Here is a 25,773-nt window from a genome sequence, read left to right on the forward strand (position 1 = left end):
CATGGCCGCGAAGTACCCCAACGTCGAAGCGGCGATGCGTTGGGGCAAGCGCGTGGTTGCCGGCAAGGTGCCGTGCTGTCGTTATGTGCAACTGGCGGTGCAGCGGCACTTCTGCGACCTGGCTGTCAGCCGATCCGCCAAGTTCCGATACCGCTTCGACGCGGCGAAGGCCGAGAAGAAGCTCCGCCTGATCCAAATGATGCCGCACACCAAGGGCGAGTGGGCCTTCAAGCGGCAGCTGGTCACCCTCGAGCCCTGGCAGCTCTTCGGGCTGGCCTGCACGTTCGGCTGGGTCCGCAAGAAGACCGGCTTTCGCCGCTTCCGTGAGAGCTACTGGGAAGTACCTCGCAAGAACGGCAAGAGCGTCATCGCCGCGGGCGTCGGCATCAGCATGTTCACCGCGGACGACGAGTTCGGTGCCGAGGTTTACGCCGGCGCCACGACCGAGAAGCAGGCCTGGGAGGTGTTCCGCCCCGCACGCCTGATGGTCTCCCGCTCGCCGATGTTGATCGAGGCGGCCGGCATCGAGGTCAACGCCTCCAACATGAACCGCCCGCTGGATGCCAGCCGCTTCGAGCCGCTGATTGGCAACCCGGGCGACGGCGCATCGCCAAGCTGCGCGATCGTCGACGAATACCACGAGCACGACAGCTCGGCGCTGTACGAAACCATGCTCACTGGCATGGGCGCCCGCCGGCAGCCGCTGATGTTCATCATCACCACCGCCGGCGCCAACATCGAAGGCCCGTGCTACGACAAGCGCCGCCAGGTCGTGGAGATGCTCGAGGGCACCGTGCCGGACGACGAGCTTTTCGGCTGGATCTGGACCATCGACGAGGGCGACGACTGGACCGACCCGAAGGTCATGGCCAAGGCGAACCCGAACTTCGGCGTGTCGGTGTTCCAGGAGTACCTCGCCAGCCAGCAGCAGCGCGCCATCCGCTCGGCGCGCTTCACCAACACGTTCAAGACGAAGCATCTGAACGTCTGGGTGTCGGCGAAGACCGGCTTCTTCAACATGGAGTCCTGGCGCGAATGCGAGGACACCAGCCTCACCCTGGAACAGTTCGAGGGCCAGGAGTGCATCCTCGGCTTCGACCTGGCGCGCAAGCTGGACATGAACAGCATGGCCCGCCTGTTCTGGCGAGTGATCGACGAGAAGATCCACTACTACTGCGTCTCGCCGAGGTTCTGGGTGCCAGAGGACCAGGTGCGCTCCAGCGACAACCAGCGCATGGCCGAACGCTTCCAGGCCTGGGTAAACACCGGCGACCTGATCGAAACGCCCGGCGCCGAGGTGGACTACCGCGAGATCCTCGCCGAAGCCTGCGAGGCGGCCCGCGCCAGCCCGGTCAGGGAAAGCCCCATTGACCCGCACGGCGCCACCGGCCTGCAGCACGAGCTGGAGGACGAAGGCCTGACGCCGGTCGTCATCACCCAGAACTACACCAACATGAGCAGCCCGATGAAGGAGCTGGAAGCGGCGATCGCCAGCGGCCGGTTCCACCACGACGGCAACATCATCATGAGCTGGTGCATCGGCAACGTGATCGGCAAGAACCTGCCTGGCAACGACGACGTGGTCAGGCCGATCAAGCAGGGCAACGACAACAAGATCGATGGCGCCGTCGCGCTGATCATGGCGGTGGGCCGGGCTATGGCTGCCGTTACCGACTCACATGCCGCCGGCGAGAAATCCTTCATGGCAGCAATCCGGGACCCTCTCTTCGCATGAACGTCGCAACCGTCATCTACATCCTGACCGGGATGCTGGGCTTCGGCCTGCTCGTGGGCGGGGTTCTTGTGTTGTTCGGCGCGGGCTGGGCACTGCTGGGCGGTGCCGCGTCGTGCTTCTGCGTCGCAGGCTTCGTGCGCAAGGGACTGACCGGTGAGTAAATCCCTGATCCACGTGCTGAACCGCGCCGCCACCGCGCCGCGCGCGTCCCTGGCGGACTGGATCGGTAAACCCATCCGCCTCACGGATGGCGGCTTCTGGTCACAGTTCATGGGCGGTGTATCCGCCAGCGGCAAGACGGTCACGGTGAACAACGCCATGCGGCTAACCGCCGTTTGGTCGTGCGTGCGGATCATCTCCGAAACCATCGCCACGCTGCCATTGGGGCTCTACCGCCGGCTTGATGATGGCGGCAGGGAAGCGGCGAGCGATCACGACCTTCACTGGATTCTGCGCAGCAGCCCGAACAGCCGGATGACGTCCGTGCAGTTCTGGGAGGCCGTTGTCGCCTCCATGCTGCTGAAGGGGAATGCCTACGTCGAGATTCACCGCTCCGGCGCCCGGGTCGTTGCGCTCGACTTCCTCATGCCGGGCCGGGTGGACGTGGATGCCGACAGCGCCGGCAACCTCGAGTACTGGTACACCCCACGAAAAGGCGCTCGTCGCCAGATCGCCCGAGAGAACATGCTGCACATCCCGGCGTTCTCGCTGGATGGCCAGATCGGCCTCTCGCCGATCTCCTATGGCGCCGACGTGTTCGGCTCCGCGATGTCGGCAGAGGACGTGGCCGGTTCGACCTTCAAGAACGGCCTGCACCAAACCGTAGCTTTCGAGGTCAATCGCACCCTCAAGCCCGAGCAGCGCGACGAGTTCCGCGACTACGTCCGGCGCATCTCGGGTGCGATGAACGCCGGCTTGTCGCCGGTGCTGGAGGAGGGCGTCACTGCCAAGACCATCGGCATCAACCCGATCGACGCCCAGCTCCTCGAGTCCCGCCAGTACAGCGCTGAGGACATCTGCCGGTTCTTCCTGATCGACCCGACCATCATCGGCTACGCCGACAAGGCCTCGAACTGGGGTACCGGGCTCGAGCAGAAGATGCTGCGCTTCCTCACCTTCACCCTGCGCACCTACATGCGCCGGATAGAGGAGGCCATCAGCAAGCACCTGCTCACGCCTGCCGAGCGCCGCTCGCTATATCCCGAGTTCGCCATCGAGGGCCTGCTGCGCGCTGATAGTGAAGCGCGCGCCGAGTTCTACTCGAAGATGACCCAGAACGGCATCTACACCCGCGACGACTGCCGGATGCGAGAAAACCTCCCGCGCAAGGGCGGCAACGCCGATGTGCTCACCGTGCAAAGCAACCTCACCCCGCTCGATGCCCTCGGGCAGGGCGGCGACGGCCAGGCCGTGCGCGCCGCCCTGCAGAATTGGCTGACCGACCCAGCGCCCTCCAAGGAGTAACCATGTTCCCCAAACTCAAAGCTGGCAGCTTCCGTTGCGAGCTCAGCCCCCGTGCGCTCGAACGCTGGAACCCGGCCATCCAGGCGGCGGTGGAAACCACCTCCAACACCATCACCATCTACGGCGTGATCGGCCAGGACTGGTACGGCGAGGGTGTGACGGTCAACCGCATCGACGCCGCGCTGCGCACCATCGGCGACAAGGAAGTCACCGTCTACGTCAACTCGCCCGGCGGCGACATGTTCGAGGGCCTCGCCATCTACAGCCGCCTGCGCGAGCACAGCCAGAAAGTCACCACCAAGGTCCTCGGTCTCGCCGCCAGTGCCGCTTCCGTCATCGCCATGGCTGGCGCCGAGCGGCAGATCGCCTCCACCGGCTTCCTGATGATCCACAACTGCTGGACCCGGCTCGACGGCAACCGGCACGGCCTTCGCGCCACCGCAGACGACCTGGAAGAGTTCGACGCCGCCATGGCCGATCTCTACGGAGAAGTCAGCGGCCAGCCGGCAGCGGACATGGGCGAGCTGATGGACGACGAAACGTTCATCCGCGGCAAGCGCGCCATGGAGTTGGGCCTCGCCACGTCGCTGCTCTCCGCCGACGAGCTCACCGAACGCGAGACGGACGAAAGCCGCCAGACCAGCGCGCTCAAGGCCATGGACATCGCCCTGGCCAAGGCCGGTATGAGCCGCGCCGAGCGCCGCGATCTCTTCGCCACTTTCAAGTCCAGCACGCCGCGCGCTGCTGGCGGGGCCATGCATGACGCTGGTCCGACCGATACGCCGCGCGCTGTCGAGCTCTCGCTGGAACCGCTCCCGAAACTTCAATTCCCCTTCTGAGGAACACACCATGAAATTCCGTCTCTCCCCGACGTTCATGATGACGGTGCTCGCCGTCATCGCGCTGGTGCCGCTTGTCATGGGCATCTCCAAAGAGTCCTTGGTCGCCGCTGCGCTGCTGGCGTTTGGCTCCGCCTTCCTGGTGCAACCGGGCACTGCCCGCTATACCGGTATGCGCAGCCAGCTCGGCAAAGTCGGCGAAGCCGACATCGAACAGCAGTACACCGAAGTGAAGGCCAACCTGAAGGAAATTGGCGATCAGCTGAGGGTGCATGCCGAACAGGCCGCCAAGGACGTCGCGCGCCACAAGGAAATGAGCCAGGAAGCGCGCGCCAAGGTCGACGAGCTGCTGCTGAAGCAAGGCGAACTCCAGGCGCGCATGCAGGAAGCCGAGCAGAAGCTGGTCAGCGCCGGAACGCGCGACCAGGACGAGCGCCAGGAGTCGGCAGGTGCACTGGTTGCTGCAAAGCTCAAGGAAGAGGGCGTGGGCAGTGGTTTCCGCGGCTCGCGTCGTGTTGAGGTGCCGCGCGCTGCGATTACCTCCGTGACTGGCTCTGGCGGTGACCTGGTACCGGCCGACCGCCGCCCCGGTGTGCTCGCCATTCCGGAGCGCCGCCTCACCATTCGCGACCTGGTGGCGCCGGGCACCACCGGCAGCAACTCCATTGAGTACGTCCGCGAGTCGGGCTTCACCAACAACGCCGCGATCGTCGCCGAAGGCGCGCAGAAGCCTTACAGCGACCTGACCTTCGAACTGGAAACCGCGAACGTCCGCACCATCGCGCACCTGTTCAAGGGCAGCCGCCAGATCCTCGACGATGCCGCCGCGCTGCAGAGCTTCATCGATGCGCGTGCTCGCTACGGGCTGCTGCTTGCCGAGGAAGCGCAGATGCTCTACGGCAACGGCACCGGCAACAACATCGCCGGTATCGTTCCGCAGGCCCAGGAATACGCCGCGCCTGCCGGCGTGACCGTGACCGCCGAGCAGCGCATCGACCGCATCCGCCTGGCACTGCTGCAGGCGACCCTGGCCGAGTTCCCATCCACCGGCATCGTGCTGCACCCGATCGACTGGGCGCTGATCGAACTGCTCAAGGATGGCGAGAACCGCTACCTGATCGGTCGCCCACAGGAAGGCACCTCGCCGCGCCTCTGGAACCTACCGGTGGTCGAGACCCAGGCCATGGTCCAGAACGACTTCCTCGTCGGGGCATTCAGCCTGGCGGCGCAGATCTTCGACCGCATGGGCATCGAGGTACTCGTATCCACGGAGAACGCCGACGACTTCGAGAAGAACATGGTGACCATCCGCGCTGAAGAGCGCCTGGCCTTCGCCGTGTACCGTCCCGAAGCCTTCGTCACCGGCCCGCTCACCGGCGCTTAAGCCAACCACGACCCGGCCGCTCCGGCGGCCGGGCCAGGAGGAACCACCATGGCACGCACCACTACCCCGGCGGCTGCCGCTGCAGCCACCGCACCGTCGGCCGCCGCACCTGCCGACAGCGCCGAGCAAAAGACCAAACCGGCGGAGAAGGACACCACTGTCACCATCTACCCGCTGCGCACCTACCAGGACGGCGGCGAAATCCGTCGCAAGGGCGGTGCCGGCTATGCCGTTACCAAGGCCCAGGCCCAGCAACTGGTCGCCCGGGGACTCGCCAGTGAAACCGCGCCCAAGGCGAAGGAGTGACCATGCGTCTCACCGCCATCAAGCCGCTCTACCACGAAGGCAAGCTGGTCCAGCCTGGCGTCGGGTTCGACACCACCGAGGACGACGCCGAGCGCCGCGTGAAAGCCGGCGAAGCCAAGGCCGTGAAAGAAAAGGCCGCCGCCAAGCCGAAAGCTGAAACCAAGTGATCCACACCCAGGACCGACCCCATGCCGTTGCCGACCGTAGATGACCTCAAGCGCCACCTGCGGATTCGGCATGGCATGGAGGACGCAGACCTGCAGATGAAACTGAGCGCTGCTGTAGACCAGGCGGCACAGTACCTGAACCGTGATATCCCTTGGCTGGCTCCTGTGCAGCCCGAGGATGGCGAGCCTCATTACGCTGAGGTTCCGTTCAGCGTCCATGCCGCAATATTGATCCTGGCCGCTGAGCTCTACGCAAACCGGGAGCGCTCCGTGACCGGGACGATCTACACCCCGATTCCAACCGCAATGAACCTGCTAACCCCCTTCCGCGTCGGGCTGGGGGTTTGAATGCGTTCCGGCAACCTGAACACCCCGGCGCACATCCTCGAGTTGGATGCCGACCTCAATGCCATCACTCTCGACTGGGTGTGGTGCGGCATCCAGACCAAAGAGTCTGGTGATTTCGCGTACCCAAGCGGCCTGCGCAATCCGGCGAAGGTGACCATCCGTGCGTGGTACGACGAGCGCCTGAAGCAGGGGCGCTACCTCTGCGCCGATCAGCGCCTGTTCCACATTGACAGCACCCGCGACTTCTCAGGCAACCGCGCCGAATTGGCGATAACCGCCACCGAATTCATCGGCCAGCCGGCGCTATACCTGCCGGCTGGCCGCCCGCAAAAGTGCTGCCGCGTGTTCATCAACCACGACGCGCAGCATCGCGACGACATGGGCCAGGCCACCGGCTACCGGACCAAGGTCGAGGCGCTGCTGATCGAGACCGGCCGCGTCCAGGTGGACGACCGCCTGCAGCTCAACGGTGTCGACTACCTGGTGATCGACTACGCCGACGACAGCGACGACGGCATCGTCCGGGCGATGTGGCTGGAGCGGATCTGATGCGGCTCTCCGTCAAGCTGCTGGGAGAGCAACAGGCCCGGGCACGCCTTGCGGTGGTGGGTCGGAAGGTCGAGCCGGTGATCCGCGGAACGCTCAACACCACCGCCACGCAGGCGCGCGCCCAGGTGTACGTGCGCCCGCTGTTGGGCGCGTTCCCGAAGCGGCAGTTCCTCAACCAGAAGCTGCGCATCAAGCGGGCCAACCGAAACCGCATGGAGGCCCGGATTATCCCATCGTCGTCCGGCGTTGCAGTCACCCAGTACCGCAGCTGGTCTTTCGAAGTGATCAACGCCACCCGTGCGCGGATCTTCGTCGTCGGCCCCCACGGCAAGAAGGTCGCCGCCGGCTTCGTGAACCCCTCCAGCCCTGGGCGCATGCCACTGGCTACCCGCAGCGAGCGGGCGCGGAACATCACCAGCCGCTCGAAGAACCCGCAGCTCAAGAGCTACCGCTATGCCCTCGAACTGCAAGAGGCAATGGGCCCGTCCATCGCCTACTGGTTCAAGCGGCTGACGGACAGCAAGGCGATCCGCTGGACCAACATCTTCATGCGCCAGGAATTCGAACGGCGCATCCGTCGCGAAATCGCCAAATACAGCTGAGGTAACCACGATGGATATCAACGTGCTTCAGGTAGAAGTCGCGCGGCTTGACCTGCGTGCCGGCGACACCCTGGCCGTGATGCTGAAGAGCCCGATTCGCTTGGACGCCCGCGAGCACCTGGCCGACCTGCTGAGGCAAGCCCGCCCGGAATGGGATGAACAGGGCATCAAGGTGATGGTCTTCGACTCCGGGATTGAACTCCGGGTTATCAAGCCGGGCGATCAGGAACAGTCCGCATGAGCCGAGCTACCCAGGTCACCGCCACCCTGTGCGAGCGGCTGGCCGAAATCAGCCGCGGCAACGGCTACCTCACCGACCTCCAGCGCGTGTACGACCCGTTCGAGCGGGTGCCGGACAAAGCGCCGCTGCCTTACGCGCTCGTTCGCTACCCGCTCGACACCCGCACCAGTAATGCCAGCTACCAGGCGACCCGCGTGCGCACCTTCGAGATCGAGTGCGTGTTCGGCAAGGGCGCGGAGCCGGGCGCGCTGGATGACCTGCACGTCGACCTGCTGCGCTGCCTCGGCTTCGGCCAGGACCAGCCGGAGCGCGTCTTTCCCGGCCTGATCGAAGACCAGGACGAAGCGGAATTCGTACCCGCCAGCGAAGGCAAGAACACCCACAGCCTGATCCTCACCATCGGCGTCACCTACGTCGAAACCTACAACTGAACGGCCGCCGGCCAGGAGAACCAAGATGCTCTACACCCAACTGTTCCGCGGCCCGACCAAGGTGGCACCGTACCCGTCCTACGTGTTCGAGGAGCTGTTCAAGCTGCAGAACGTGCAGGCCGAGCCGGAGACGGCCGAGATCACCATTCCGGACCCGAGCCGCATCGGCCTGCCGGAGCTGGACGGCGTTACCTCCGTCACCGCCATCAACGTCACCGGCGAGGCGGTCAACCTGTCGCCGGCGGCCATGGCCGTGCTGATGTACGGCTCGACCGAAAAAGTGCCCAGCGGCACGGTGGACGGGGAAACCCAGGAAGCCTACGTGGACCGCACCATCCGCCTGGCCAACATCCCGCTGGTGGTCTCGGCGGTTAAGAGCGCAGACGGCACCACCACCTACACCCGCGGCGTCGACTACGTCGTCACTGCTGGCGGCATCCGCATCCAGAAGGGAGGCGCGCTGGCCGGCGCCATCAACGCGAGTGCAGCGCCTTCCGATGGCGGCCTCAAGCGGCTGCCCATCGACATCGACTACACCTACCCGACGGTGGATGTGGTCAAGCTCTTCACCCAGAGCCGCCGGTTCTACCGCCTCATGTTCGAGCAGGTGAACGAGGGCGGCGATGGCGAGAAGCGCCGCGTCACCTGCTTCTACGCGCGCATCAGCCTCAACGGCGCGCTCCCGCTCAACCAGGCCGGCGAGTTCGGCACCGTTCCCGTTACCCTGCGCCTGCTGTCTGACCCGGATATCACCGATACCGGTGAGGCAGCGATCTGGACGATGGAAGTCGAGGACAAGGACGCGGCGTAACCTCGCGCCCCGGTGGGTGTCGGGAAAGATGGCGTAATGCTACATTCCTGACATAACCCATGGAGGGACGATCGTGATCCGCTACGTTCTAATAGGAGCTAGCTTGCTCCTCGCTTGCCAAGCCAACGCGGCGACCGTGTTCAAATGCGTTGATGCAAAGGGGAAGGCGTACTTCACCCAGCAGAACTGCCCAGACAATCACGCGCTGGCAGACGTCGTCAGCCCCCGTAGCCAAGAGCCAAGCGGTAGCAGCGCTCCGACGCGCATGGCAGCGCCAGTGCGGCAGTATCAGCCTCAGAGCGCTGAGCGCCAGTACCTCAGCCCACAGCGTCAGAAAGCCGGGGCAAAGGTGACCGTCGTTGGAGGTTCGGTGGATTTGCCTCCGTGCCAGACGGGCCTATCCGATCGTGATCTTCGCACCGCCAAGGTCCGCGGTCAGATTGTGTCAGGCATGTCTCGTGATGATGTCGAGAGCATGTATGGGGCAGTGAACAAGGACACCCCTCCACGTGGAGCTGGGGCGAGCACCTACTGGCGGGACAAGTACGTTCAGCAGACGTCCGTAGCCTACGACCGGAACGGCTGTGTTCGTGGGACGTATCAGTCGGGGTTCAAGCCGTGAAGTGCCCTCAATGCGGCTACGAGCCGACCCTCGCTGAGATACAGAAAAGCCCTGATAGCTGCGTCGAGTGCGGGGTCGTCTACGCCCAGTACGAGCAGAACAAAAGCCTTCACCAGTCTGCAGCGCTGATTACAACGGCGGCGCCCGTGGCTGGAGCAGTCAAAGACGTGCTCAGGGAGTTTCCCGGTGCACAGCCGGTGGTCGTCGTCGATTTCCGCATGGGCTTCGGGTCGATGGTCAACTTCATGGTCAAGTGGGCGCTTGCATCGATACCAGCACTGATCATTCTGCTGGTACTGGGTTGGGGGCTGCTTTCCATCCTTTCGCTGTTCGGCGGCCCACCCTTGAGGCCGCCACGGCTTTGAACAACTAAACCCGCTCCGGCGGGTTTTTTTATGCTTGGAGAAACCATGAGCGAATTGAACATCCTCTTTCCGGAGGCGGAAGAGGTTCGGGTGAATGGCCGTCTGGTGCTGATCAACCCCGTGCAACTGCGCCACTTCGAACTGTTCGGCAAGGTGGCCGGCGAGCTGATGCAAGTCGTCTCCGCGGGCTCGATCGAGCAGGTGCATGCCTATGCCCAGCGCAACAGCAGGCCGCTGCGCCAGGTCCTTGTGGCGACCACCAGCCTCTGGCGCTGGCGGGTAATGCATCTGCCTGCTCCGGTGGCCATCCAATTGATGCTGCAGGTAATCCGGGCGAACGCCGGTTTTTTCGTCCAAGCCCAGGTGGCAGCGGCAACAGCGCTGGATGGGCTGCAATCGCCGTCCGCCTGACGCGTTGTGGCTTCTCCTGGGCCGAGATCCAAGGCTTCACCCTCGCGCAGATCGAGGCATTCCTCGAGGCGCTGGAGGACGAGCGAAACATCGATAGGCGACTCAGCTTGATCATCGCCCGCGCGGCTCAGGCCAAGCCCGAACACTTCCGCAAACTGCTCCGGGAACTCAGCTGATGGCAGGCAAGGTCACCACCCAGCTCGTCATTGACGGGAAGAACACCAGCCAGAAGGCCTTCACCGAGGTCAACCGAGACCTCGGCCTGCTGAACAAGACGCTGGCGTCGACCGGAAAGGCGATCGCCGGCTACCTGTCATTCAACGCGCTCACCAGCTCGATCAAGGCTGTGGCGAACACGGCCGACCAGTTCCAACTTATGAACGCCCGGCTGCGTCTCGCTACCGGCTCGCAGCAAGAGTTCAACACCGCGTCGAAGGAGCTGCAGCGCATCGCCGTGGATACCGGCTCACCGCTGGAATCGCTGGTTACCCTGTACGGCCGAATCAGTCGCCCTCTGAAGGAGGCGGGACGCAGCCAGGAAGACATCCTCAAGGTTACCGAGGCGGTGGCTGTTTCGTTCCGTGTGTCCGGCGCTTCGGCAGAAGAAGCGCAGAATGGCGTCATCCAGTTTGCCCAGGCGCTCGGCTCTGGTGCGCTGCGCGGCGACGAATTCAACTCCGTCGCCGAGCAGGCGCCGCGGCTGATGCAGGCCCTGGCAGACGGAATCGGCGTGCCAACCAGCGCACTGAAAGGCCTAGCCGATGAAGGCAAGCTCACCGCCCAGGTTGTAACCGAGGCGCTGATCGGCCAGCTGCCACAGCTGACCACCGAACTCGCTGGCTTCGGCGATACGGTTGGCAAGGAGATAACGGGGATTCAGGACGTGGTCAGCCGCGGCATTGGCCAGGCCGATACCGGCCCACTGATCGATGCGCTCAAAGAACTGCGCGCCACGCTGGGCGACCAGCAGATTCAAGCCAACCTGACCACTTTGGCGGCGGCACTAGCCAAACTCGCCGCCGTTGCCGTTCAGGGCGGAGCCGAGTTTGCCGGACTCGGAGACGACATCGGCTATCTTGCTGCGCGCCTGGCTGGCAACGTCACGGAACTCGACCATGCGAACAAGGAAATTGCCAAGCTCCAGGCCGCCGACAACGGCGTCGGCATGCTCGACCTCTACATGTCCGACGAGGCGATCAAGAAGAGCCTCAAGGAGTGGCAGGACTACCGCGACAAGCTCCTAGAACAGCAAACCGGCATGACCGCCGATGCGCGCGCTGCCGCTGAGGAGACATCCAAGCAGGTGCAGGCGGTGGACGATGCACGCCGCGCGGCGGGCCTTTCGCTGGAACGCTCCTACATCGAATCGCTGCAGAGCATCCGGGATCAGCAGGTCGATGCGAAAGAGGCGCAGCTGAAAGCCGAGCAGGCGCTGGAGAAGAAGGCGCTCAGCGATATCGAGAAGATCCGCCAGGATCGCCTCGCCATCGAGCAGCGCTACTCCGAGGCCATCGCGGGGTTCAACAGCACCACCGGAGGCGGTACCTATTCCGATGCCAACGCACTCAAAGTCGCCGCGCGCCAGGCTTTGGCCAACGGCGATGTTGCTGGCGCGCAGAAACAGGCGCAAGCGGCGCTGAAAATCCTGCAGGATCTACAGTCGGCCGGGGAGAGCACCTACGGCTTCACCGGGTTCGCCAAGGAGTTGCAGGCGATCGAGCTGTCGGCGAATGACCTGCAGAAGAGCCAGGCGGATACGAAGCTTCAGGCCATCCGGCAGAGTATGGAGGACATCAAGGCCAGCGCCGAGCAACTGCAGAACCTGCCGATTACCCTCAACCTGGCTCCCGAGCAGGTCGAGGCGGTGAAGACACGGCTCCAGGCGCTTGCCGGAACTGAAGTCGTCATCCCCGTGAAGCTCCAGCCGACCGGAGAGATGTCCGCCATCGGCCTGCAGCCCACGCAACAGGTCACCTTCCCCGGCTACGCCACCGGCGGTCACGTCCGTGGCCCAGGCAGCGGTACCAGTGACAGCATCATGGCGCGGCTTTCCAACGGCGAGTTCGTCATGCGCGCTGCGGCGGTACAGCACTTCGGCAGCAACCTGCTGGAGCGCATGAACGGCCTGCAGGTTCCGCGATTCGCCGAGGGCGGGCTGGTGGATGCCGCCCTCAGCGCGCCGGCCGGCGCCGACTTCCCCGATCTGGGGAGGCTGGAGTTCGCCTTCGGCGGCCAGAGCTACGAGATGTACGCGCCACCCTCAACCGCGAAAGAGCTGCGCACCCAACGGCTGAAGTTCGGCCGCACCAAGAAGTAACCGGAGCCCCTGCATGTCCGCACCCCAAATCACGCTGGGCGGCATTCCCCTGTCCGTCTATTCGGGCGCGCCCGATCAGTCCGGCGAGCCGCTGGAGGGCGCCACGCTCGTGCGCATGAGCGAAGGCGCGGGTGTGAAGATGTCGCATTGGGGCAAGGCCGCTGGTTCCATCAGCGGGCAGGGCCTGCTACCGCTCGGCCTGGATGCGCTGGACTACGGTTCCTCGCTGGAGCTGCGCCTGACGATGCCCAAGAGCATCGCCAGCGAATCACCCATCGTCACGCTCACCACCGCCTGCCGGCCGGACCGCTCGCCCTGGGCCTACGCCTTGGTGGATGGTGACTGGAAGCGCACGCCTTGCGCGCTGGCGGGCGACGTAGCCACCGCCACCGAAGTGCCTGGCGCCGAGCGCTACCTGGTGCAGTGGATGCCGATGTACCAGGTGTTCGCCAGCGAGCCGCCCACCAGCATGAACACCGCCCACGGCTGGACCATCAACTGGGAGGAGGCGTAGATGCTGATCGGTGGCGTACCCCTCGCCAGTGTTCCGCTGGCGGCGCTCGCGGGGGCTGGCGAGGTACCGCCGGAGCCGGGCCAGGTCGAGGTCATCAGCGCGTTCCGCTGGAAGCTGCGGCTGCTGGTTGGCGACCAGGACGTGTCCGACCGGCTCACCGGTACCGTAGAGGTGGACCGAGAAGAGGGCGCCGCCGGCATCGCGCGGTTCGACCTGTGCCTGCCGGCCGGCCCCGTCACGCCCACGGACTGGAAAGGCAAGCAGGTGGCGCTGGACTTCATCTGCGAAGTCGCCGGCGTGACCACGCAAACGCGCCGCTACACCGGCCGCATCGCCGACCCGAGCTGGAACAGCAGCACGCGCACCTTGAGCTGCACCTGTTCGGACCAGCTTCAGCAGCGCGTCGAGGCGCTGAGCATCGCCGAGATCGACGCGCTCACGCCGGGCGCGGTGTGGTCGGAGGATGTGTTCGAGCCCGTCGACGGCCGCAGCCGCTGGGACTACATGAACGAACGCCTGAGCACGATGGCCGCCAGCCTGGACTGCTCGGCGGATGGCGCCATGCGCGTCACCAGCTGGTTCGCCACGGCGCCGGCGTTCGTGTTCGGCCTGGGCACTACGATTTACCAGTCGATCACCGTCGACCTGGCCGACCTCGACTCGCAGACCAACGTCGTCGAGATCGAGGCCGACTACCGCTTCAGCCGGCTGTGGCAATTCAACTTCTCGTTCGGGTGGACCCATCCTGATACAGACGGTTTCGGCGGGCTGCAGGGCTTCTGCGCCTGGCGGGACGATACGTCCGAGCTTCCGACGATGGCGATGGTGCAGGAGGCCACAGAGAGTGCTGGCCTGACCATGCTCTCCGCAGCGAACTACAACCGCCTACCGCCGAACATGGCGAACCCCTGCGGCGACGGCTCGCCGTGGATCAACAACTACTCCGAGGGTTTGATCCTCGGTGCCTCTTGGCGCGGCGCCCTGCGCGAGGTCCAGACTGTCACCGAGTCCTACAAGCTTCGCATCGAGGTCCCGCAGTCGGTGGCAGATGCTGGTGAGGTCATCTCGCGGCAGCGTATCGCGGTCGAGATCGAGAGTGCTCGGGCCGATGCTTGGGAGACAGAGACCTATGGCGTGCGCGCCGGCAGCAGTGGCACGCCGGGAGCCATCGGGGATGGTGACAACGGACAAAGCGGTGACGATGACATCGCGCCGGTCGATGGAATCAATGGGAACGTCGATCTGCGTGATGAGGTGCGCCGTGCCGCGGCTCTGATAACAGGCCTGTGGCAGGGGCGAACGACGCTCATCGAGGCGCATCGGGGGACAACTGTTTCCTGGGAAGTACCTTCGCCGCTGGTATTGGCCTTGGACCTGGTGCACACGCTCAAGCTGGACGACCAGATCCGCGCCGCCGGCAAGTGCCGGCAGATCACCCACGAGTTCGACCTGGCCAGCGGCAGCGCGCTGACGACGATCAGCGTCGCGGTGATGCGCGGCGGCGGCGATGTCAGCGACCCGCTGACGCCACCGCCGTACAGCACGAGCACGGCCGCGCGGCCGGTCGGCGGCGGCAGTTTGCCGACGCAGTTGGGCGGGCGCACGTCGAGCCCGCCGTACAACGAAGATCTGGACGGCTTCAGCGGCAACTACTCGGTCGGCAACGCCGGCGAGCAGTTCCCGCGACAGTTCAAGGTGCCGGCGCCGCAGGTTTCGGACGCTCTGCGCGATGAGTGGAAAGTGGAAATTGCCGGGACCTACCGCTTGGCAATACCGAACGACCTCCTGGAGCTGTGATGGCAACGAACGAGCAGATTCGCCGAGCGATCGGCGCGAACAACGAAGCCGCACGGCGTTCGATCGGCAGCGGCAACGAGGCAGCGCGCCGCAACATCGGGCGCTCCAACATCGCCGAGCGCACCGGCCTGGTTGACGACCTGAATCGCCTGGTCAACTCCGGTACCGCATCGCCGACGCTGCGAACCATCGAGCCCCGCGGCCCCCGGCCGGCAGCGGTTGGAGTTTCCACCTACACCGCCCCGGCAACCGGTACTGGTGGTGGCATCGCGGGTCCGTTGAACGAGTCGACAACCATTTCGCGCGAATACTACGACCCAGTGTTGCTCCCGACGACGGACGGGTTGGCTTGGGTGAAGTGGAAGGGCGTAAAGAAGATCACGATGATTGATGGGAACAACGCCGAAGTGCCCATGGGGTTCGTAAATGCCCTATCCGAATAGTCCGTTCGACCCGGAAATAGAGGTTTGGGGCTGGCCCTGGCACGGCATGATCGACGGCAACAGCGAGCAGAATGGCACGCTGCACCTGCCGAGCGGCGGGACAATGCCCTGCCGGTATCCCGGATTCAACGACACCTATCTGTGGGACATCGGCCTGCCGCATCCGGATGTAGAAACCGACAATCCAGACGAGCAGTGGCTCGCCAAAGCTATCGTGCGTGGTCGCGGATTCGACGGACCGGTCGTGTGGTATGGGGGCGCGTATTCAGGCGGCTACCCGATACATGTGCCGGGCGCCGGGACGTTGAGCCGGATAACGACACTGTCATTTCGCCTGTTCAATGGTGTTAGGTCGTTGAACGTTCAATGCACGATCAACGGGCGTGGCTCTATCGTGCGGCAGTTCTCCCTCGAACAGATGGGTCTGGATGGTGTTTTTGAGGCTACCGGGCAGGAGGTTGATTATGTCGACTGTGAGCGAATGGATGAGAGCCCTGACGGTTCGCGCACGCTTTACCGGCTGATGCCGAGGCTTAGTGGTCAGGTATCAAACCTGTTTGGTCGGGCGATCATCGAGTTGGCCTATACGGTGGGCGCAACCACATTTGATTTCAGCGCAACGGTGGTGCACCGCTACGGCGATTACAGTGCCGAGTTCACCACCGACGTAAATACGCAGGCCGATCTCGATGCGCGCCGAGTAGTTATATGGGTTCGTGGTAACGAGTCCGTCGAACGGATGAAATCAGATGGGCCTCCACCGGGCGAGGGCTGGACTGTAACGGCCAGTTGGAGCCGAGGCAGCAGAACTGACATCACCGAATACAGCGTGCCCATTTGGGCCTGGTACGTTGGCGGAGTCCCGCAGGTCGTGCGCTTCACTCAGACCCATAGTTTTGTCGTAACAGCATCGGGAGGCTATTCAACTCGCAGCATGACGACGCGCGCGGAGGTTGCTACGCGCCTGAGCGCGGGCGGTAACGCTGCGTCATTGACTACGCGGGAAGAGGGCGCCGCGACCTCAGATGACAATACTACCCACGCAACGGCCACCTACTTTGCTGAGAACGAGCAGCTGTATCAAACCTCGAGCACAGCGAATGGATACATCGATCCATTCACCACGTTCACCCCATCAGGCCCAGTCGATAGCCCGTCTGACATAACGAGAGACGCCACCGTTTTTCTCTCGAACAAACTGATTGCCCCGCGTCTGCTTCGCGTAGCTCACGCGGAGCCCGACCCCAATCCAGAGGTGTGGGTGGGTGGCGCGCTGTATCCGGGCGGCAGTGATCCATCCCTCCATCGAATCGCCTCCACCGACCCCAATTACCTGGGTGGCTTGTGGAGTAGGGGGGCATACAACCCTCTGACCGGGGCTGTAGTTCGGCACGTTGATAAATACTGTTCCTGGGTCTGACCCAACCATCCAGAACAATCCTACCTGGGGCTAAAAATCATGCGCTTCATCAACAACTGGATCACCCAGCTCGACGCCGGGCTGCCGGTGGGCGGCACCTCGTTGCCCATCCCCTCGGCTGCGCTCGATCGGCTGGACCTGAGCGACACGGGCTACTACCTGCTCACGATAGTGCCGTCGATGGACCCGCTCGAGCAGCAGAACGCAGAGGTCGTGCGCATCTTCACTGGTGCTGACGGGCCGGAGATCGAGCGCGGGGTAGAGCAGACGACCGAACGGGCCTGGTCGGCTGGCGCTTACGTCATCGCCGGCGTCACCGCCGGGATGATGCGGCGGCTGACTAAAGCGGGGCAGTTTGAGGTTTATTCGCCCGGCGAATACGCGTTCGGGCTGGACACCGGCTTCCTCTATGTCCAGTCCGAATGGGAGCCGGGCGATTACGCCATCGAGGCTCAGGTTCTGGTTGATCCAGAGACGACCACGTTCGATTTCCACTTCAAGGGCGGCGGCGGATCGACGCGCATCATCTTGTCCGGAGCGGGGGAATACGCCTCGGCGCTGGTCTTCGGGATGCCGGCTGGAAAAGCCAGTTCGGTCGTCGTCGACGGCTCCTCGACAGTTATAACCGGCCTCGCCGGGGGCATTTTCGGACGCTGTGTGATAGCCGGCCGCTCCGCCCTGTACTACGTCACGGGCGAATTCGACTAACCCCCCTATCACATGGAGTAGCCAGCGATGCAGCCGGCCCGCCTAGACCTGCCCGTGATTCCGGGCACGACCAACCAACAACCCCTGCTGCTCATGCAGCCCAGCTACCTCTACAAGCCCATCGCCGCGATCCAGCGCACCGCGCCGTTGCTGATCACTGTCCCCTCCCACGGCCTCCCCCCCGAGTGGCCGGTGTGGTTCGAGGACGTGGTCGGCTGGAGCGAATTGCGCAGCGACAAGACCCGCCAGCCGTTCCGCATTGCGCGCACGGTCGACGCCGACACGATCGAGCTGAACGGCCTCAACGGCCTGAATCAGAAGGCCAGCGGCGGGGTGCTGGTTCACCAGCCCCCCGTCGACCTCACGGGCTGCACCGGTCTGCTGCGGATCACCGGCAGCGATGGCGCCGTTCTCGACCTCACGACCGAAAACGGCGGCTTGGTGATTCAAGGGGCGGGACAACTGCTGGTCGTCATCACCCCCGCACAAGCCGACGTGCTGTCCCTCGCGCGGAGCGACTATTGGCTGGATCTGACGATGAGCGAGGGAAGCGTGATGCGCTGGCTGCAGGGTGACGTTCTGGTCGACCAGGGAGGTGGCCATGCCTGCTGACTGCTGCCCCATCGTCGTCACCGCGCCGCGTCCGGCGCCTGCCGTAGTCGTTGCTCCGGGGACTCAGGGGCCGCCAGGCCCGCCGGGACCGGCCGCGCCCGGAGGCGGAGATACGCCGCTGATCAGCGAGGACCCCAACAATCGCCTCACCAAGGGCGCCGATGATGGCCTCTATGTCAGCGACGACCTGATTCCCGATCCACTCGCCTTCTACATACTCGCAAAGGGATAGACCATGAGCCTCGAAACCAAAATCATCTCGCTGGCCCAGGCCATCGGCGCGGACGTCAAAGCGCTGCGCACCGCTCAGGGCGACCTGACCAGCTTGCCGACAACCGCGAAGGGCAACCTGGTGGCTGCAATCGCCGAGATCTATGGGCTGCTCGGCGAGGCCGGTGCAGTCATCGACGATAACGCCGGCAACGGCGCCACCAGCGTCACCTGGTCCGCGGACAAGATCTACGACAGCCTGGAGCTGGCGAAGCAGGCGGTGAAGGCCGAGATCCTCGGCGGCGCCTCCGAGGCCTACGACACGCTGCTGGAGCTGCAGGAGTTGGCAACGGGTAACGCCTCCACCGCCGCGGCGCTGGCGACTGCCGTGAACAACCGCGTTCGCTTCGACGCTGCACAAACGCTGACGACTGCGCAGAAGCTGCAGGCCTGCACGAACATCGGTGTGGGTGACCCGGAGCACGACTTCGCCGCCGACTACGCAACCGCCAAGGCCTGATCATGAGCCTCGCCTCTCGTCTCACCGCCCTGGCCCAGGCCATCGGCGCCGATATCAAGGCTATAGCAACAAAGCTGGGCGGCATCGAGGAGGGTGCGCAGAAGAACGCCTGGGACCAACTGAAGGCGGTTGCCGTGGTCGGCGGAGTGGCCACGCTTGATCTCTCCAGCCCGGCCGGGTTCCGCGTGACTCTCACCGGGAACACCACTCTCGCATTCAGCAACGTGCCGACCGGGCGAGTGGTCGTCTTCACAATGACGTTCGTGCAAGACGCCACCGGCGGGCGGCTGGTGAGCTATCCCGGCAATGTGAAAGCGGACGGCGGTGCGGCTCCCGCGCAACCGTCGACCGCGCCTGGCTCGGTCACCGTGCAGTCCTTCTACGTAGACGATGGCGGGGTGACGATCTGGCAGGCGCGGGATCTGAGCGGGCTTGGAACTGGCGACAATCTGCTTATCAACCCATTGTTCAGAATCAATCAGCGCGGTTACGTAAGCGGCACAGCGACTACCGGGGCAAATCAGTACACGCTCGATCGATGGCGCGTCGTCACCAGCGGGCAGAGCCTGACATTCTCGGCGGCAAGTATCGGCAACCAGATCACCGCGCCGGCGGGGGGCGTTGAGCAAGTAATTGAAGGCGTCAACAACCAGGGCGGGGTTCACACACTTACTTGGTCGGGCACCGCCACAGCGACCGTTAATGGCACGGCGATCAATAATGGTGGGCAGACGGCAAGCCTGACAGCCGGTGCGAACGTCACTGTTCGCTTCATTGGCGGCACAGTGCGAGAGGCCAAATTCGAATCGGGAGCGGTTGCCACTCCGTTTCGGGCCCCCCTTTTCAGCGCTGACCTGCTGCTATGTCAGCGATACTGCGTCGTCTACACGCTCGGCAACGGGGAGGGGCTCGCGAACGGCACAGTCACAAGCTCGACCTCTGCTTACAGCTGGCTGCTACTGCCGACAACGATGCGCACGTCCTCCGCGGCAGTGGTGGTGTCCTCCGGCCTAGCATTCTATGACCCGTCGTCACGCTCCGGCACGATTGCCGCGAAGCTACAGACGCCCTTCATGTTGCAAGTTGGTATCACGGGCTCGTCTGGAATGAGCCCGGGCGGCTCTGGCTACTTCGCCTGGTTGTCTGGCGGGAAAATCACGATCGACGCGGAGCTTTGATATGTACCAGCTGATCAAAGACGACGAGAACGCAGTACTCCGTCTTGATGACGGCGCGCGGATTCCTGAAGGGCATCGATGGTGGAGCGACTATCAGGAGTGGTTGGAGGCGGGGAACGTGCCGGAGCCGGCACCCGAGATCGACTATCCGATCCTGATCGCGACCCGGCGTTATGAAGCTGAGACGGCAGGCATCGTATTCGGCACCGCGCGAATCGACACCGGTCGCGATAGCCAGGCGCTGATCACCGGCGCGGCCGTAAGTGCCCTGATCGATCCGGAATACGTGTGCAACTGGAAAACCCCAACGGGGTTTGTTCAGCTGGACGCGCAGACGCTACTCGGTTTTGCAACGAAAATGCGAGCACACGTCCAAGCATGTTTCGATCGCGAGGCTGAGTTGCTGGAAGCGCTCGACGCAGGCGAATTCAGCGAGGGCATGCTCGAGGAGGGCTGGCCGGATGAATCGGTTTCCGCTACCCCTGCAGGTTGAGCTGCAGTCCGACCGCAAACGATGGCGCCTTCTGGCGCCATTTTCGTATCTGGACCCTGACCACGGACGCGTCGACGTGCGTGCGGGTTTCGAGACCGACTTCGCCTCTGTTCCTCGCTTGCCGCTGACCTATGCGCTGCTGGGTGCATACGGCCACGCGGCGGCGGTGCTGCACGACCACCTCTACAGCGTGGGAACGCTCAATCGCTCTGAGGCCGACCGCGTGTTCCGGAACGCGCTGCGCTCCACCGGCATTGCGCGCTGGCGTGCCTGGCTGATGTGGGCCGGGGTCCGGGTTGGCGGCGCCAGCCGCTTCACCAGGGGCTCGCGATGAGGTCGGGCATGTATGGCCGGATCAGATCCGGATCAGTTCCGCGAGTCACCGCCGAGAAGCTGCTGATCGACCAGTGGCTGGCCGTCGATGCTTCGGCCGCCGACGGCTCGCGGGTGCCGCAGTGGATCGGGCGGATCAACGGAATCGTTGCGAGCCAGGCAACTGAAGCACGGCAGCCGCGCTTCTACGGCGGCGTGGTCGGCGAGCCGGCGATGCTGTTCGCCGGCAGCCTGCTCAATACGCCGGCTTTCGTCGCGCCGCCCGACATCACGGTGTTCGCGAAGGTGCTGTTCGGCACCGCACCCACCAGCGCGAACAACTCGACGATCTGGTGCCAGGACAGCGGCGGCAACACCCGCAGCTGGCACAGCGGCGTATCGAGCACGAAAAGCGCCAGGTTCGTGTCGTTCAACGCCGGGGTTACCGGCGTGGCCGCTGAGCTGGCGGGAACGGTTGGGCTCAATGCCTGGCAGTTGATCGAGGGCTCCCGCGACGGCGACACGGCGGCGGCCGGCACGATGCTCGCCGGCTACAACGGCGTGAACACCGACCCGGTGACCGCCGGTGCCGTATACAACGGCGCGGTCACCCTCAGCATCGGCGCCCGCGGCGCCTATATCGAGCAGATGAACGGCTACGTCAGCGAGCTGCGGGTATACGCCGCCGTGCTGAACGAGCAGATCAAAGCGCGAATCCGCTTGGAGATGGGCTTTCAGAGCTAAACCGCATCACCACCCACAAGCCCGCCGCGTGCGGGCTTTTTCATGTCTGGAGAAAAGCATGGCAACAGCAACTCGCGGGGTGCGGAACAATAACCCCGGCAATATCGATTTCAACCCGCGCAACAAATGGCAAGGGCAGATCGGGCTGGAGGAGGGCGTATCCCGGCCTCACTTCGCGCGTTTCGATACGCCCGAAAATGGCATCCGCGCCCTCGGCAAACTGCTCATCAACTACCGCGGCAAAGACGGGCAGCCGGGCGTCGGTGGCACGGGCATCGACACGGTGCGCGAGACTATCACGCGGTGGGCGCCCGGTAATGAGAACGACACCGAAGCGTACATCCGGGCAGTCGCCCAGGCCGCGGGCGTCGACCCGAACGAGGTCATCGACATCAAAGCCCTGCCCGTGCTGCTCGCTGTGACGACGGCGATCATTCGCCACGAGAACGGCGGCAACCCTTACGCCCCGGCAGTGATTGCCGAAGGTGTGCGGCGGGCTCTGGCATGAGCCTCACCGACCTGATCCCCGCCCAGTACCGTCTTTCTGCCCTCGCTGTGGGCGCCATCATCCTGCTCGGCCTGGGCGCTGGCGGCGGAGCAGCGACGGCGTGGTGGCTCGCCGGCCGTCACTACTCGCCGCAGCTGGAGGTCGCACGGGCCGTGGCTACGGCGAAGGGTGAACAGGTGGTCGCATGCACTGCCGCGCGCGACAACCTCATCGAGCTGACGGGAGAGCAGGGCAGGGCGCTCGGCCAACTGCAGGGCGAGGCCGCGCAGCGCGAACAGGCTGCTGAGTTGGCACAGAACGCCGCGCACGCCCAGGCACAGAGCGACTACCAGGCCGCCAATCGCCTGCAGCAGGAACGCACCGGCGGCGATCCCGCTGCGGCAGCAGAATCGATCATCGACAAGGAGTTGGGGTTATGAAATGGATGCTGATTGCCGCAGCCATGGCCGCGCTGGCGGGCTGTGCGGGCGCGCCGCCAGTCACCGGACCCGAGCCTCGCGTCGTGCGCGTCGAAGTACCCGTGGCCGTGCCCTGCCGAACGACAGAAGTCGCCGTGCCGCCCTGGGCCGCTGCCGGACTCCGGAAATCGGATTCGCTTGAGATGAAGGTGCGCGCGCTGCTCGCCGAACGCCGGCAGCGTATGGGTTACGAGGGGGAGCTGCTGGCCGCGAATCAGGCGTGTCGATGACCAGCGCTATGGCTGGCGACGGTAAATTGCGGCGAACTACGACCTCTTGGCGGCTGGATCGATACAGGGCGGGTGGACGCCGGGCTGGCCGGCACCCCTCCTCATTTCTTCAGGTAGGCGCGGACTTTATCCGCCATCACACCGACTGCTTTGACTGCGGCCCGAAGCTCCGCCTCCGTTACCCCAAGCGTTTTTGTCCAGTAGCGAAGCTCATGCTCTTCGCCGACGTTTATCCGTGCGCGGTCTTGCGGTCCTCGATTACTAAGATCATCCATGGCTTTCTCCTTCTTGGATGGGTGGTGGAAGTGCCACCTTTCTAGCTAAGCAGTGAAATCGAAATCGTCCACTGCGTCAGATTCGCCTACATCGTGTCTCAATGGCCGTATAAGCCCCGGCCCTTCATTCCTCACGTTCCCCACCGCCCTGTCCACCTCGAACCACTCGAACTCCTCCACCGGCGTACCCAGCGTGCGCACGATCTCTTCCGCGCGCTCGGCTGGTAGGTCCGGCTCGATCCATTCGCGTGCCAGCTCGGGCGAGAGCACGACAGGCCGGCGGTCGTGGATGTCGACCATGCCCTGATCGCTTTCCGCTGTGATGATCACGAAGCCGTCGCCCTCGCGCTCCTCCAACTGACCCTCCCGATTGAACTGGCCCAGCGCGGCAAACCACATCGGCTCCTGGCTCTTCAGCCTGATGTAGAAGGGCTGCTTCTTCTTCGGGTCGCTGGCGTCCTTTACCCACTCGTACCAGCCGTCCGCCATCACCAGGCAGCGTCCGTTCTTCCACACGTCCCGGAAGAATCGGCTGGTGGCTGCCGTCTCTACCCTGGCATTGATCGCCGGCGGCCTTTTCCCTTTCGCCCAGAACGGCTCGTAACCCCAGGGAATCTTCGCGAAGCGTGCGCCTTCGTTGTTCTCGAACAGCATCAGCACACGCGACCGCGGCGCTACGTTGTAGCGCCCGATCGGCTCCGGATCGAACCCGCCCACGATGTCCTTCTCATAGCGCAACGCGTCGAGGTACTCGACGGCAGTTCGGTACTGAGTGAATCGTCCGCACATCTTGCTCTCCGGTCGTCGTCCTACTGCGTGTTCCGTTTGACCCCGCCGTGACGCCCTTGTTTTACTGTACGCATAAACAGTACTTGAGCCCTTCCACATGAACCTTCCCATCGTCGGCCAGATCGAGCCCGGCGGCGTTCCGCTGCCGGTGTACGGTTTCCGCGTGCCGGCCGGCTTCCCTTCGCCGGCGCAGGATCATCTCGAGCAGACGATATCGCTCGACGCGCTGTTCGACATACGCGCGCCGCACACCTACCTCGTCTACGTCGATGGCGAGAGCCTGAGGGACATCGGCATCTTCGATGGCGACCTGTTGGTGGTGGACCGCTCGCTACCGGCCGAGCACGGCGCCGTCGTTGTGGCGGCGCTCAACGACGAGCCGATGGTGAAAATCCTGCACAAGCGCGGCGGGGACATTCGCTTGCTCTCGGCGAACGAGAAGTTCCCGCCGCGCTTCGTGCTCGAGGGCGACGAGCTACGCATCTGGGGCGTCGTGAAATTCAGCGTGCGCAGCCATGGCTGCGCGTGAACCCGTCTTCGCACTGATCGACTGCAACTCGTTCTACTGCAGCTGCGAGCGAGTCTGGCGGCCGGACCTGCTGCGCACGCCGATCGTGGTGCTCAGCAACAACGACGGCTGCGTGATCAGTCGCACGCCCGAGGCGAAGGCCCTCGGCATCAAGATGGGCGCCCCGTATTTCCAGATCAAGAACGACCTGCGACGGTGGGGCGTGGTGGCGTTCAGCTCGAACTACGCGCTCTACGGCGACATCAGTCAGCGCGTGATAACGGTTATCGAGAGCCTCGTGCCAGCGCTCGAGGTGTACAGCATCGACGAAGCGTTTGCCGACCTGACCGGCATTGCTGGCGCGGAGCCGCTCGGCCGCGAGATTCGCCGGCGGGTCCTGCAGTGCACCGGCATCCCGGTCGGCGTCGGCATTGCCGGTACCAAGACCCTGGCCAAGCTGGCCAACCACGCCGCGAAGCGGTGGCAGAAACAGACCGGTGGCGTGGTCGACATCCGCGACCCCGAGCGGCGCGACAAGCTGCTCCGCGCCCTGGACGTGGGCGAGGTGTGGGGCGTCGGCCGCAAGCTGCGGGCGCACTTCGAGGGGATGAAGATCAAGACCGCATGGGACCTGGCGCAGACCGACCCGTGGATGCTGCGGAAGAAATTTAGCGTCGTGGTCGAGAAGACTGCGCGGGAGCTGCGCGGCACGCCTTGCCTGCAACTCGACGACCCCGATCCGCCGAAGCAGGAGATCTGCTGCAGTCGGATGTTTGGCCAGCGGCTGAAGGCAATCGAGCCGATCCGCGAAGCGGTGGCCAGCTACACCGCGCGCGCCAGCGAGAAGCTCCGCGCCCAGGGTTCCCTGTGCAAGCGCCTGCGCGTGAGCGTGCGCACCGGTATGTTCAATCCGGAAGAGGCGAAATACGCGAACGGCGTGCTCTGCGAGCTGCCGTACCCGACTGACGACGTGCGCCTGCTCACCGCCGCGGCGCTGGCCGGCCTCGATCGGGTTTTCAGGGACGGCTACAACTACAGCAAGGCGGAGATCCTGCTGCTCGATCTGTGCCAGCGCGGCGAGTACACCGCCGACCTGTTCGCCACTACTCAGCCCGAGGCGAGCGAACGGGTCATGAGCGTGCTGGACGAGATCAATGCGAAATGGGGGAGGGGGACGTTGCGACCCGGACGGGTGACGTCGAGCCCAGATTGGGGCATGAGGCGGGAGCTGATGAGCCAGTCGTTCACGACGCGGATGGATCAGCTGTGGAGGGTTCCGAGCCGCTGAACAGCGGAGGATTGTCGTGCTTTGCCTGGCGCAGCTGTATGAAAATACAACGCCAAGTTGTTGATTTTCATGAGGGTAAAGTGCAGTTTTCAGGCGCTTGATGGTGGCTAAGAAAGCCATAAAAATCAACAAGGTAGCGATGGCCTTGATGCCACCTTGACATGGTGGGGGTCG

The 25,773-nt window shown here is 64.4% G+C and carries 36 protein-coding genes; 34 read left to right on the forward strand and 2 right to left on the reverse strand.

The features are described 5' to 3' along the window. Position 1: 1 nt before the first annotated feature. The 32 genes from B3E91_RS14235 (at position 2) to B3E91_RS14385 (ending at position 22,739) form a co-directional block, all read left to right on the forward strand. Positions 2-1,735 (forward strand): terminase large subunit, encoded by a 1,734-nt coding sequence (locus tag B3E91_RS14235; protein ID WP_287030040.1) that lies wholly within the window; start codon positions 2-4, stop codon positions 1,733-1,735. After that, entirely contained in the window at positions 1,732-1,896 is a 165-nt protein-coding gene (locus tag B3E91_RS14240) for a hypothetical protein (protein ID WP_287030041.1), read from the forward strand. The genes B3E91_RS14235 and B3E91_RS14240 overlap by 4 nt, the downstream gene beginning before the upstream one ends. Next, a complete protein-coding gene (locus tag B3E91_RS14245; RefSeq protein WP_287030042.1) occupies positions 1,889-3,199 on the forward strand; it encodes a phage portal protein in 1,311 nt (436 codons plus the stop codon). Before B3E91_RS14240 ends, B3E91_RS14245 begins: the two co-directional genes overlap by 8 nt. A gap of 2 nt (positions 3,200-3,201) precedes the next feature. Continuing rightward, the gene (locus B3E91_RS14250; protein WP_287030043.1) at positions 3,202-4,038 is read left to right on the forward strand and encodes a head maturation protease, ClpP-related; all 837 of its coding nucleotides are present in this window, start codon (positions 3,202-3,204) and stop codon (positions 4,036-4,038) included. Positions 4,039-4,210: 172 nt separating this feature from the next. Then, positions 4,211-5,422 carry a phage major capsid protein gene (locus B3E91_RS14255; RefSeq protein ID WP_287030090.1) on the forward strand — a complete coding sequence of 404 codons (1,212 nt, stop codon included), beginning with the start codon at positions 4,211-4,213 and terminating at the stop codon, positions 5,420-5,422. Between the two features lie 48 nt (positions 5,423-5,470). Further along, positions 5,471-5,728 carry a hypothetical protein gene (locus tag B3E91_RS14260; protein WP_287030044.1) on the forward strand — a complete coding sequence of 86 codons (258 nt, stop codon included), beginning with the start codon at positions 5,471-5,473 and terminating at the stop codon, positions 5,726-5,728. Positions 5,729-5,730: 2 nt separating this feature from the next. Further along, a complete protein-coding gene (locus B3E91_RS14265; RefSeq protein ID WP_287030045.1) occupies positions 5,731-5,895 on the forward strand; it encodes a hypothetical protein in 165 nt (54 codons plus the stop codon). A gap of 21 nt (positions 5,896-5,916) precedes the next feature. After that, the gene (locus B3E91_RS14270) at positions 5,917-6,243 is read left to right on the forward strand and encodes a head-tail connector protein (RefSeq protein WP_287030046.1); all 327 of its coding nucleotides are present in this window, start codon (positions 5,917-5,919) and stop codon (positions 6,241-6,243) included. Next, positions 6,244-6,792 (forward strand): hypothetical protein, encoded by a 549-nt coding sequence (locus B3E91_RS14275; protein ID WP_287030047.1) that lies wholly within the window; start codon positions 6,244-6,246, stop codon positions 6,790-6,792. After that, entirely contained in the window at positions 6,792-7,394 is a 603-nt protein-coding gene (locus B3E91_RS14280) for a hypothetical protein (RefSeq protein WP_287030048.1), read from the forward strand. The genes B3E91_RS14275 and B3E91_RS14280 overlap by 1 nt, the downstream gene beginning before the upstream one ends. A gap of 10 nt (positions 7,395-7,404) precedes the next feature. Further along, the gene (locus B3E91_RS14285; protein ID WP_287030049.1) at positions 7,405-7,635 is read left to right on the forward strand and encodes a hypothetical protein; all 231 of its coding nucleotides are present in this window, start codon (positions 7,405-7,407) and stop codon (positions 7,633-7,635) included. Further along, positions 7,632-8,066 (forward strand): hypothetical protein, encoded by a 435-nt coding sequence (locus B3E91_RS14290; RefSeq protein WP_287030050.1) that lies wholly within the window; start codon positions 7,632-7,634, stop codon positions 8,064-8,066. Before B3E91_RS14285 ends, B3E91_RS14290 begins: the two co-directional genes overlap by 4 nt. A gap of 25 nt (positions 8,067-8,091) precedes the next feature. Then, on the forward strand, positions 8,092-8,877 hold the full coding sequence (locus B3E91_RS14295; RefSeq protein ID WP_287030051.1) for a hypothetical protein: 786 nt from the start codon (positions 8,092-8,094) through the stop codon (positions 8,875-8,877). Between the two features lie 73 nt (positions 8,878-8,950). Further along, positions 8,951-9,499 (forward strand): DUF4124 domain-containing protein, encoded by a 549-nt coding sequence (locus B3E91_RS22310; RefSeq protein WP_414708263.1) that lies wholly within the window; start codon positions 8,951-8,953, stop codon positions 9,497-9,499. Continuing rightward, positions 9,496-9,864, forward strand: coding sequence for a hypothetical protein (locus B3E91_RS14300; RefSeq protein ID WP_287030053.1), 369 nt, complete (start codon positions 9,496-9,498; stop codon positions 9,862-9,864). Before B3E91_RS22310 ends, B3E91_RS14300 begins: the two co-directional genes overlap by 4 nt. A gap of 45 nt (positions 9,865-9,909) precedes the next feature. Continuing rightward, positions 9,910-10,275 (forward strand): hypothetical protein, encoded by a 366-nt coding sequence (locus tag B3E91_RS14305; RefSeq protein ID WP_287030055.1) that lies wholly within the window; start codon positions 9,910-9,912, stop codon positions 10,273-10,275. A gap of 175 nt (positions 10,276-10,450) precedes the next feature. Then, complete coding sequence (locus B3E91_RS14310) at positions 10,451-12,592, forward strand: tape measure protein (RefSeq protein WP_287030056.1); 2,142 nt, start codon at positions 10,451-10,453, stop codon at positions 12,590-12,592. A 13-nt stretch (positions 12,593-12,605) separates the two neighbouring features. Next, complete coding sequence (locus B3E91_RS14315; protein ID WP_287030057.1) at positions 12,606-13,106, forward strand: hypothetical protein; 501 nt, start codon at positions 12,606-12,608, stop codon at positions 13,104-13,106. After that, positions 13,107-14,903 carry a hypothetical protein gene (locus tag B3E91_RS14320; RefSeq protein WP_287030059.1) on the forward strand — a complete coding sequence of 599 codons (1,797 nt, stop codon included), beginning with the start codon at positions 13,107-13,109 and terminating at the stop codon, positions 14,901-14,903. Then, positions 14,903-15,346, forward strand: coding sequence for a hypothetical protein (locus tag B3E91_RS14325; RefSeq protein WP_287030060.1), 444 nt, complete (start codon positions 14,903-14,905; stop codon positions 15,344-15,346). The genes B3E91_RS14320 and B3E91_RS14325 overlap by 1 nt, the downstream gene beginning before the upstream one ends. Further along, positions 15,330-16,766, forward strand: a complete 1,437-nt coding sequence (locus B3E91_RS14330; protein WP_287030061.1) for a hypothetical protein — start codon at positions 15,330-15,332, stop codon at positions 16,764-16,766. Before B3E91_RS14325 ends, B3E91_RS14330 begins: the two co-directional genes overlap by 17 nt. Before the next feature lie 39 nt (positions 16,767-16,805). After that, complete coding sequence (locus tag B3E91_RS14335) at positions 16,806-17,474, forward strand: hypothetical protein (protein WP_287030062.1); 669 nt, start codon at positions 16,806-16,808, stop codon at positions 17,472-17,474. Positions 17,475-17,501: 27 nt separating this feature from the next. Then, positions 17,502-18,086, forward strand: coding sequence for a hypothetical protein (locus B3E91_RS14340; RefSeq protein ID WP_287030063.1), 585 nt, complete (start codon positions 17,502-17,504; stop codon positions 18,084-18,086). Continuing rightward, positions 18,076-18,318, forward strand: coding sequence for a hypothetical protein (locus B3E91_RS14345; protein WP_287030064.1), 243 nt, complete (start codon positions 18,076-18,078; stop codon positions 18,316-18,318). Before B3E91_RS14340 ends, B3E91_RS14345 begins: the two co-directional genes overlap by 11 nt. A 3-nt stretch (positions 18,319-18,321) precedes the next feature. Continuing rightward, positions 18,322-18,816 (forward strand): hypothetical protein, encoded by a 495-nt coding sequence (locus B3E91_RS14350; RefSeq protein WP_287030065.1) that lies wholly within the window; start codon positions 18,322-18,324, stop codon positions 18,814-18,816. Between the two features lie 2 nt (positions 18,817-18,818). Beyond that, positions 18,819-19,994 carry a hypothetical protein gene (locus tag B3E91_RS14355; RefSeq protein ID WP_287030066.1) on the forward strand — a complete coding sequence of 392 codons (1,176 nt, stop codon included), beginning with the start codon at positions 18,819-18,821 and terminating at the stop codon, positions 19,992-19,994. Between the two features lies 1 nt (position 19,995). Continuing rightward, entirely contained in the window at positions 19,996-20,487 is a 492-nt protein-coding gene (locus tag B3E91_RS14360; RefSeq protein ID WP_287030067.1) for a DUF4376 domain-containing protein, read from the forward strand. Next, positions 20,456-20,821 (forward strand): DUF1353 domain-containing protein, encoded by a 366-nt coding sequence (locus B3E91_RS14365; RefSeq protein ID WP_287030068.1) that lies wholly within the window; start codon positions 20,456-20,458, stop codon positions 20,819-20,821. Before B3E91_RS14360 ends, B3E91_RS14365 begins: the two co-directional genes overlap by 32 nt. An 8-nt stretch (positions 20,822-20,829) precedes the next feature. Then, entirely contained in the window at positions 20,830-21,543 is a 714-nt protein-coding gene (locus B3E91_RS14370; RefSeq protein ID WP_287030069.1) for a hypothetical protein, read from the forward strand. A 58-nt stretch (positions 21,544-21,601) separates the two neighbouring features. Continuing rightward, entirely contained in the window at positions 21,602-22,051 is a 450-nt protein-coding gene (locus B3E91_RS14375; RefSeq protein ID WP_287030070.1) for a structural protein P5, read from the forward strand. After that, entirely contained in the window at positions 22,048-22,470 is a 423-nt protein-coding gene (locus B3E91_RS14380; RefSeq protein ID WP_287030071.1) for a hypothetical protein, read from the forward strand. The genes B3E91_RS14375 and B3E91_RS14380 overlap by 4 nt, the downstream gene beginning before the upstream one ends. Then, positions 22,467-22,739: a hypothetical protein gene (locus tag B3E91_RS14385; RefSeq protein WP_287030072.1), complete on the forward strand. Its 273-nt coding sequence runs from the start codon at positions 22,467-22,469 to the stop codon at positions 22,737-22,739. The genes B3E91_RS14380 and B3E91_RS14385 overlap by 4 nt, the downstream gene beginning before the upstream one ends. 101 nt (positions 22,740-22,840) lie before the next feature. Here the strand turns inward: B3E91_RS14385 and B3E91_RS14390 are convergent, their stop codons facing one another. Continuing rightward, complete coding sequence (locus B3E91_RS14390; RefSeq protein ID WP_090231145.1) at positions 22,841-23,014, reverse strand: DUF3606 domain-containing protein; 174 nt, start codon at positions 23,012-23,014, stop codon at positions 22,841-22,843. A gap of 45 nt (positions 23,015-23,059) precedes the next feature. Continuing rightward, positions 23,060-23,803: an SOS response-associated peptidase family protein gene (locus B3E91_RS14395; RefSeq protein WP_287030073.1), complete on the reverse strand. Its 744-nt coding sequence runs from the start codon at positions 23,801-23,803 to the stop codon at positions 23,060-23,062. A gap of 97 nt (positions 23,804-23,900) precedes the next feature. Here B3E91_RS14395 and B3E91_RS14400 point away from each other — a divergent pair, with 97 nt between their 5' ends. Beyond that, on the forward strand, positions 23,901-24,332 hold the full coding sequence (locus tag B3E91_RS14400; protein ID WP_287030074.1) for a LexA family protein: 432 nt from the start codon (positions 23,901-23,903) through the stop codon (positions 24,330-24,332). Then, the gene (gene umuC, locus B3E91_RS14405; protein WP_287030075.1) at positions 24,319-25,599 is read left to right on the forward strand and encodes a translesion error-prone DNA polymerase V subunit UmuC; all 1,281 of its coding nucleotides are present in this window, start codon (positions 24,319-24,321) and stop codon (positions 25,597-25,599) included. The genes B3E91_RS14400 and umuC overlap by 14 nt, the downstream gene beginning before the upstream one ends. Positions 25,600-25,773: the final 174 nt, after the last annotated feature.

The organism is Pseudomonas sp. UBA6310, from assembly GCF_002438225.1.
Classification (GTDB): domain Bacteria; phylum Pseudomonadota; class Gammaproteobacteria; order Pseudomonadales; family Pseudomonadaceae; genus Pseudomonas_O; species Pseudomonas_O kuykendallii.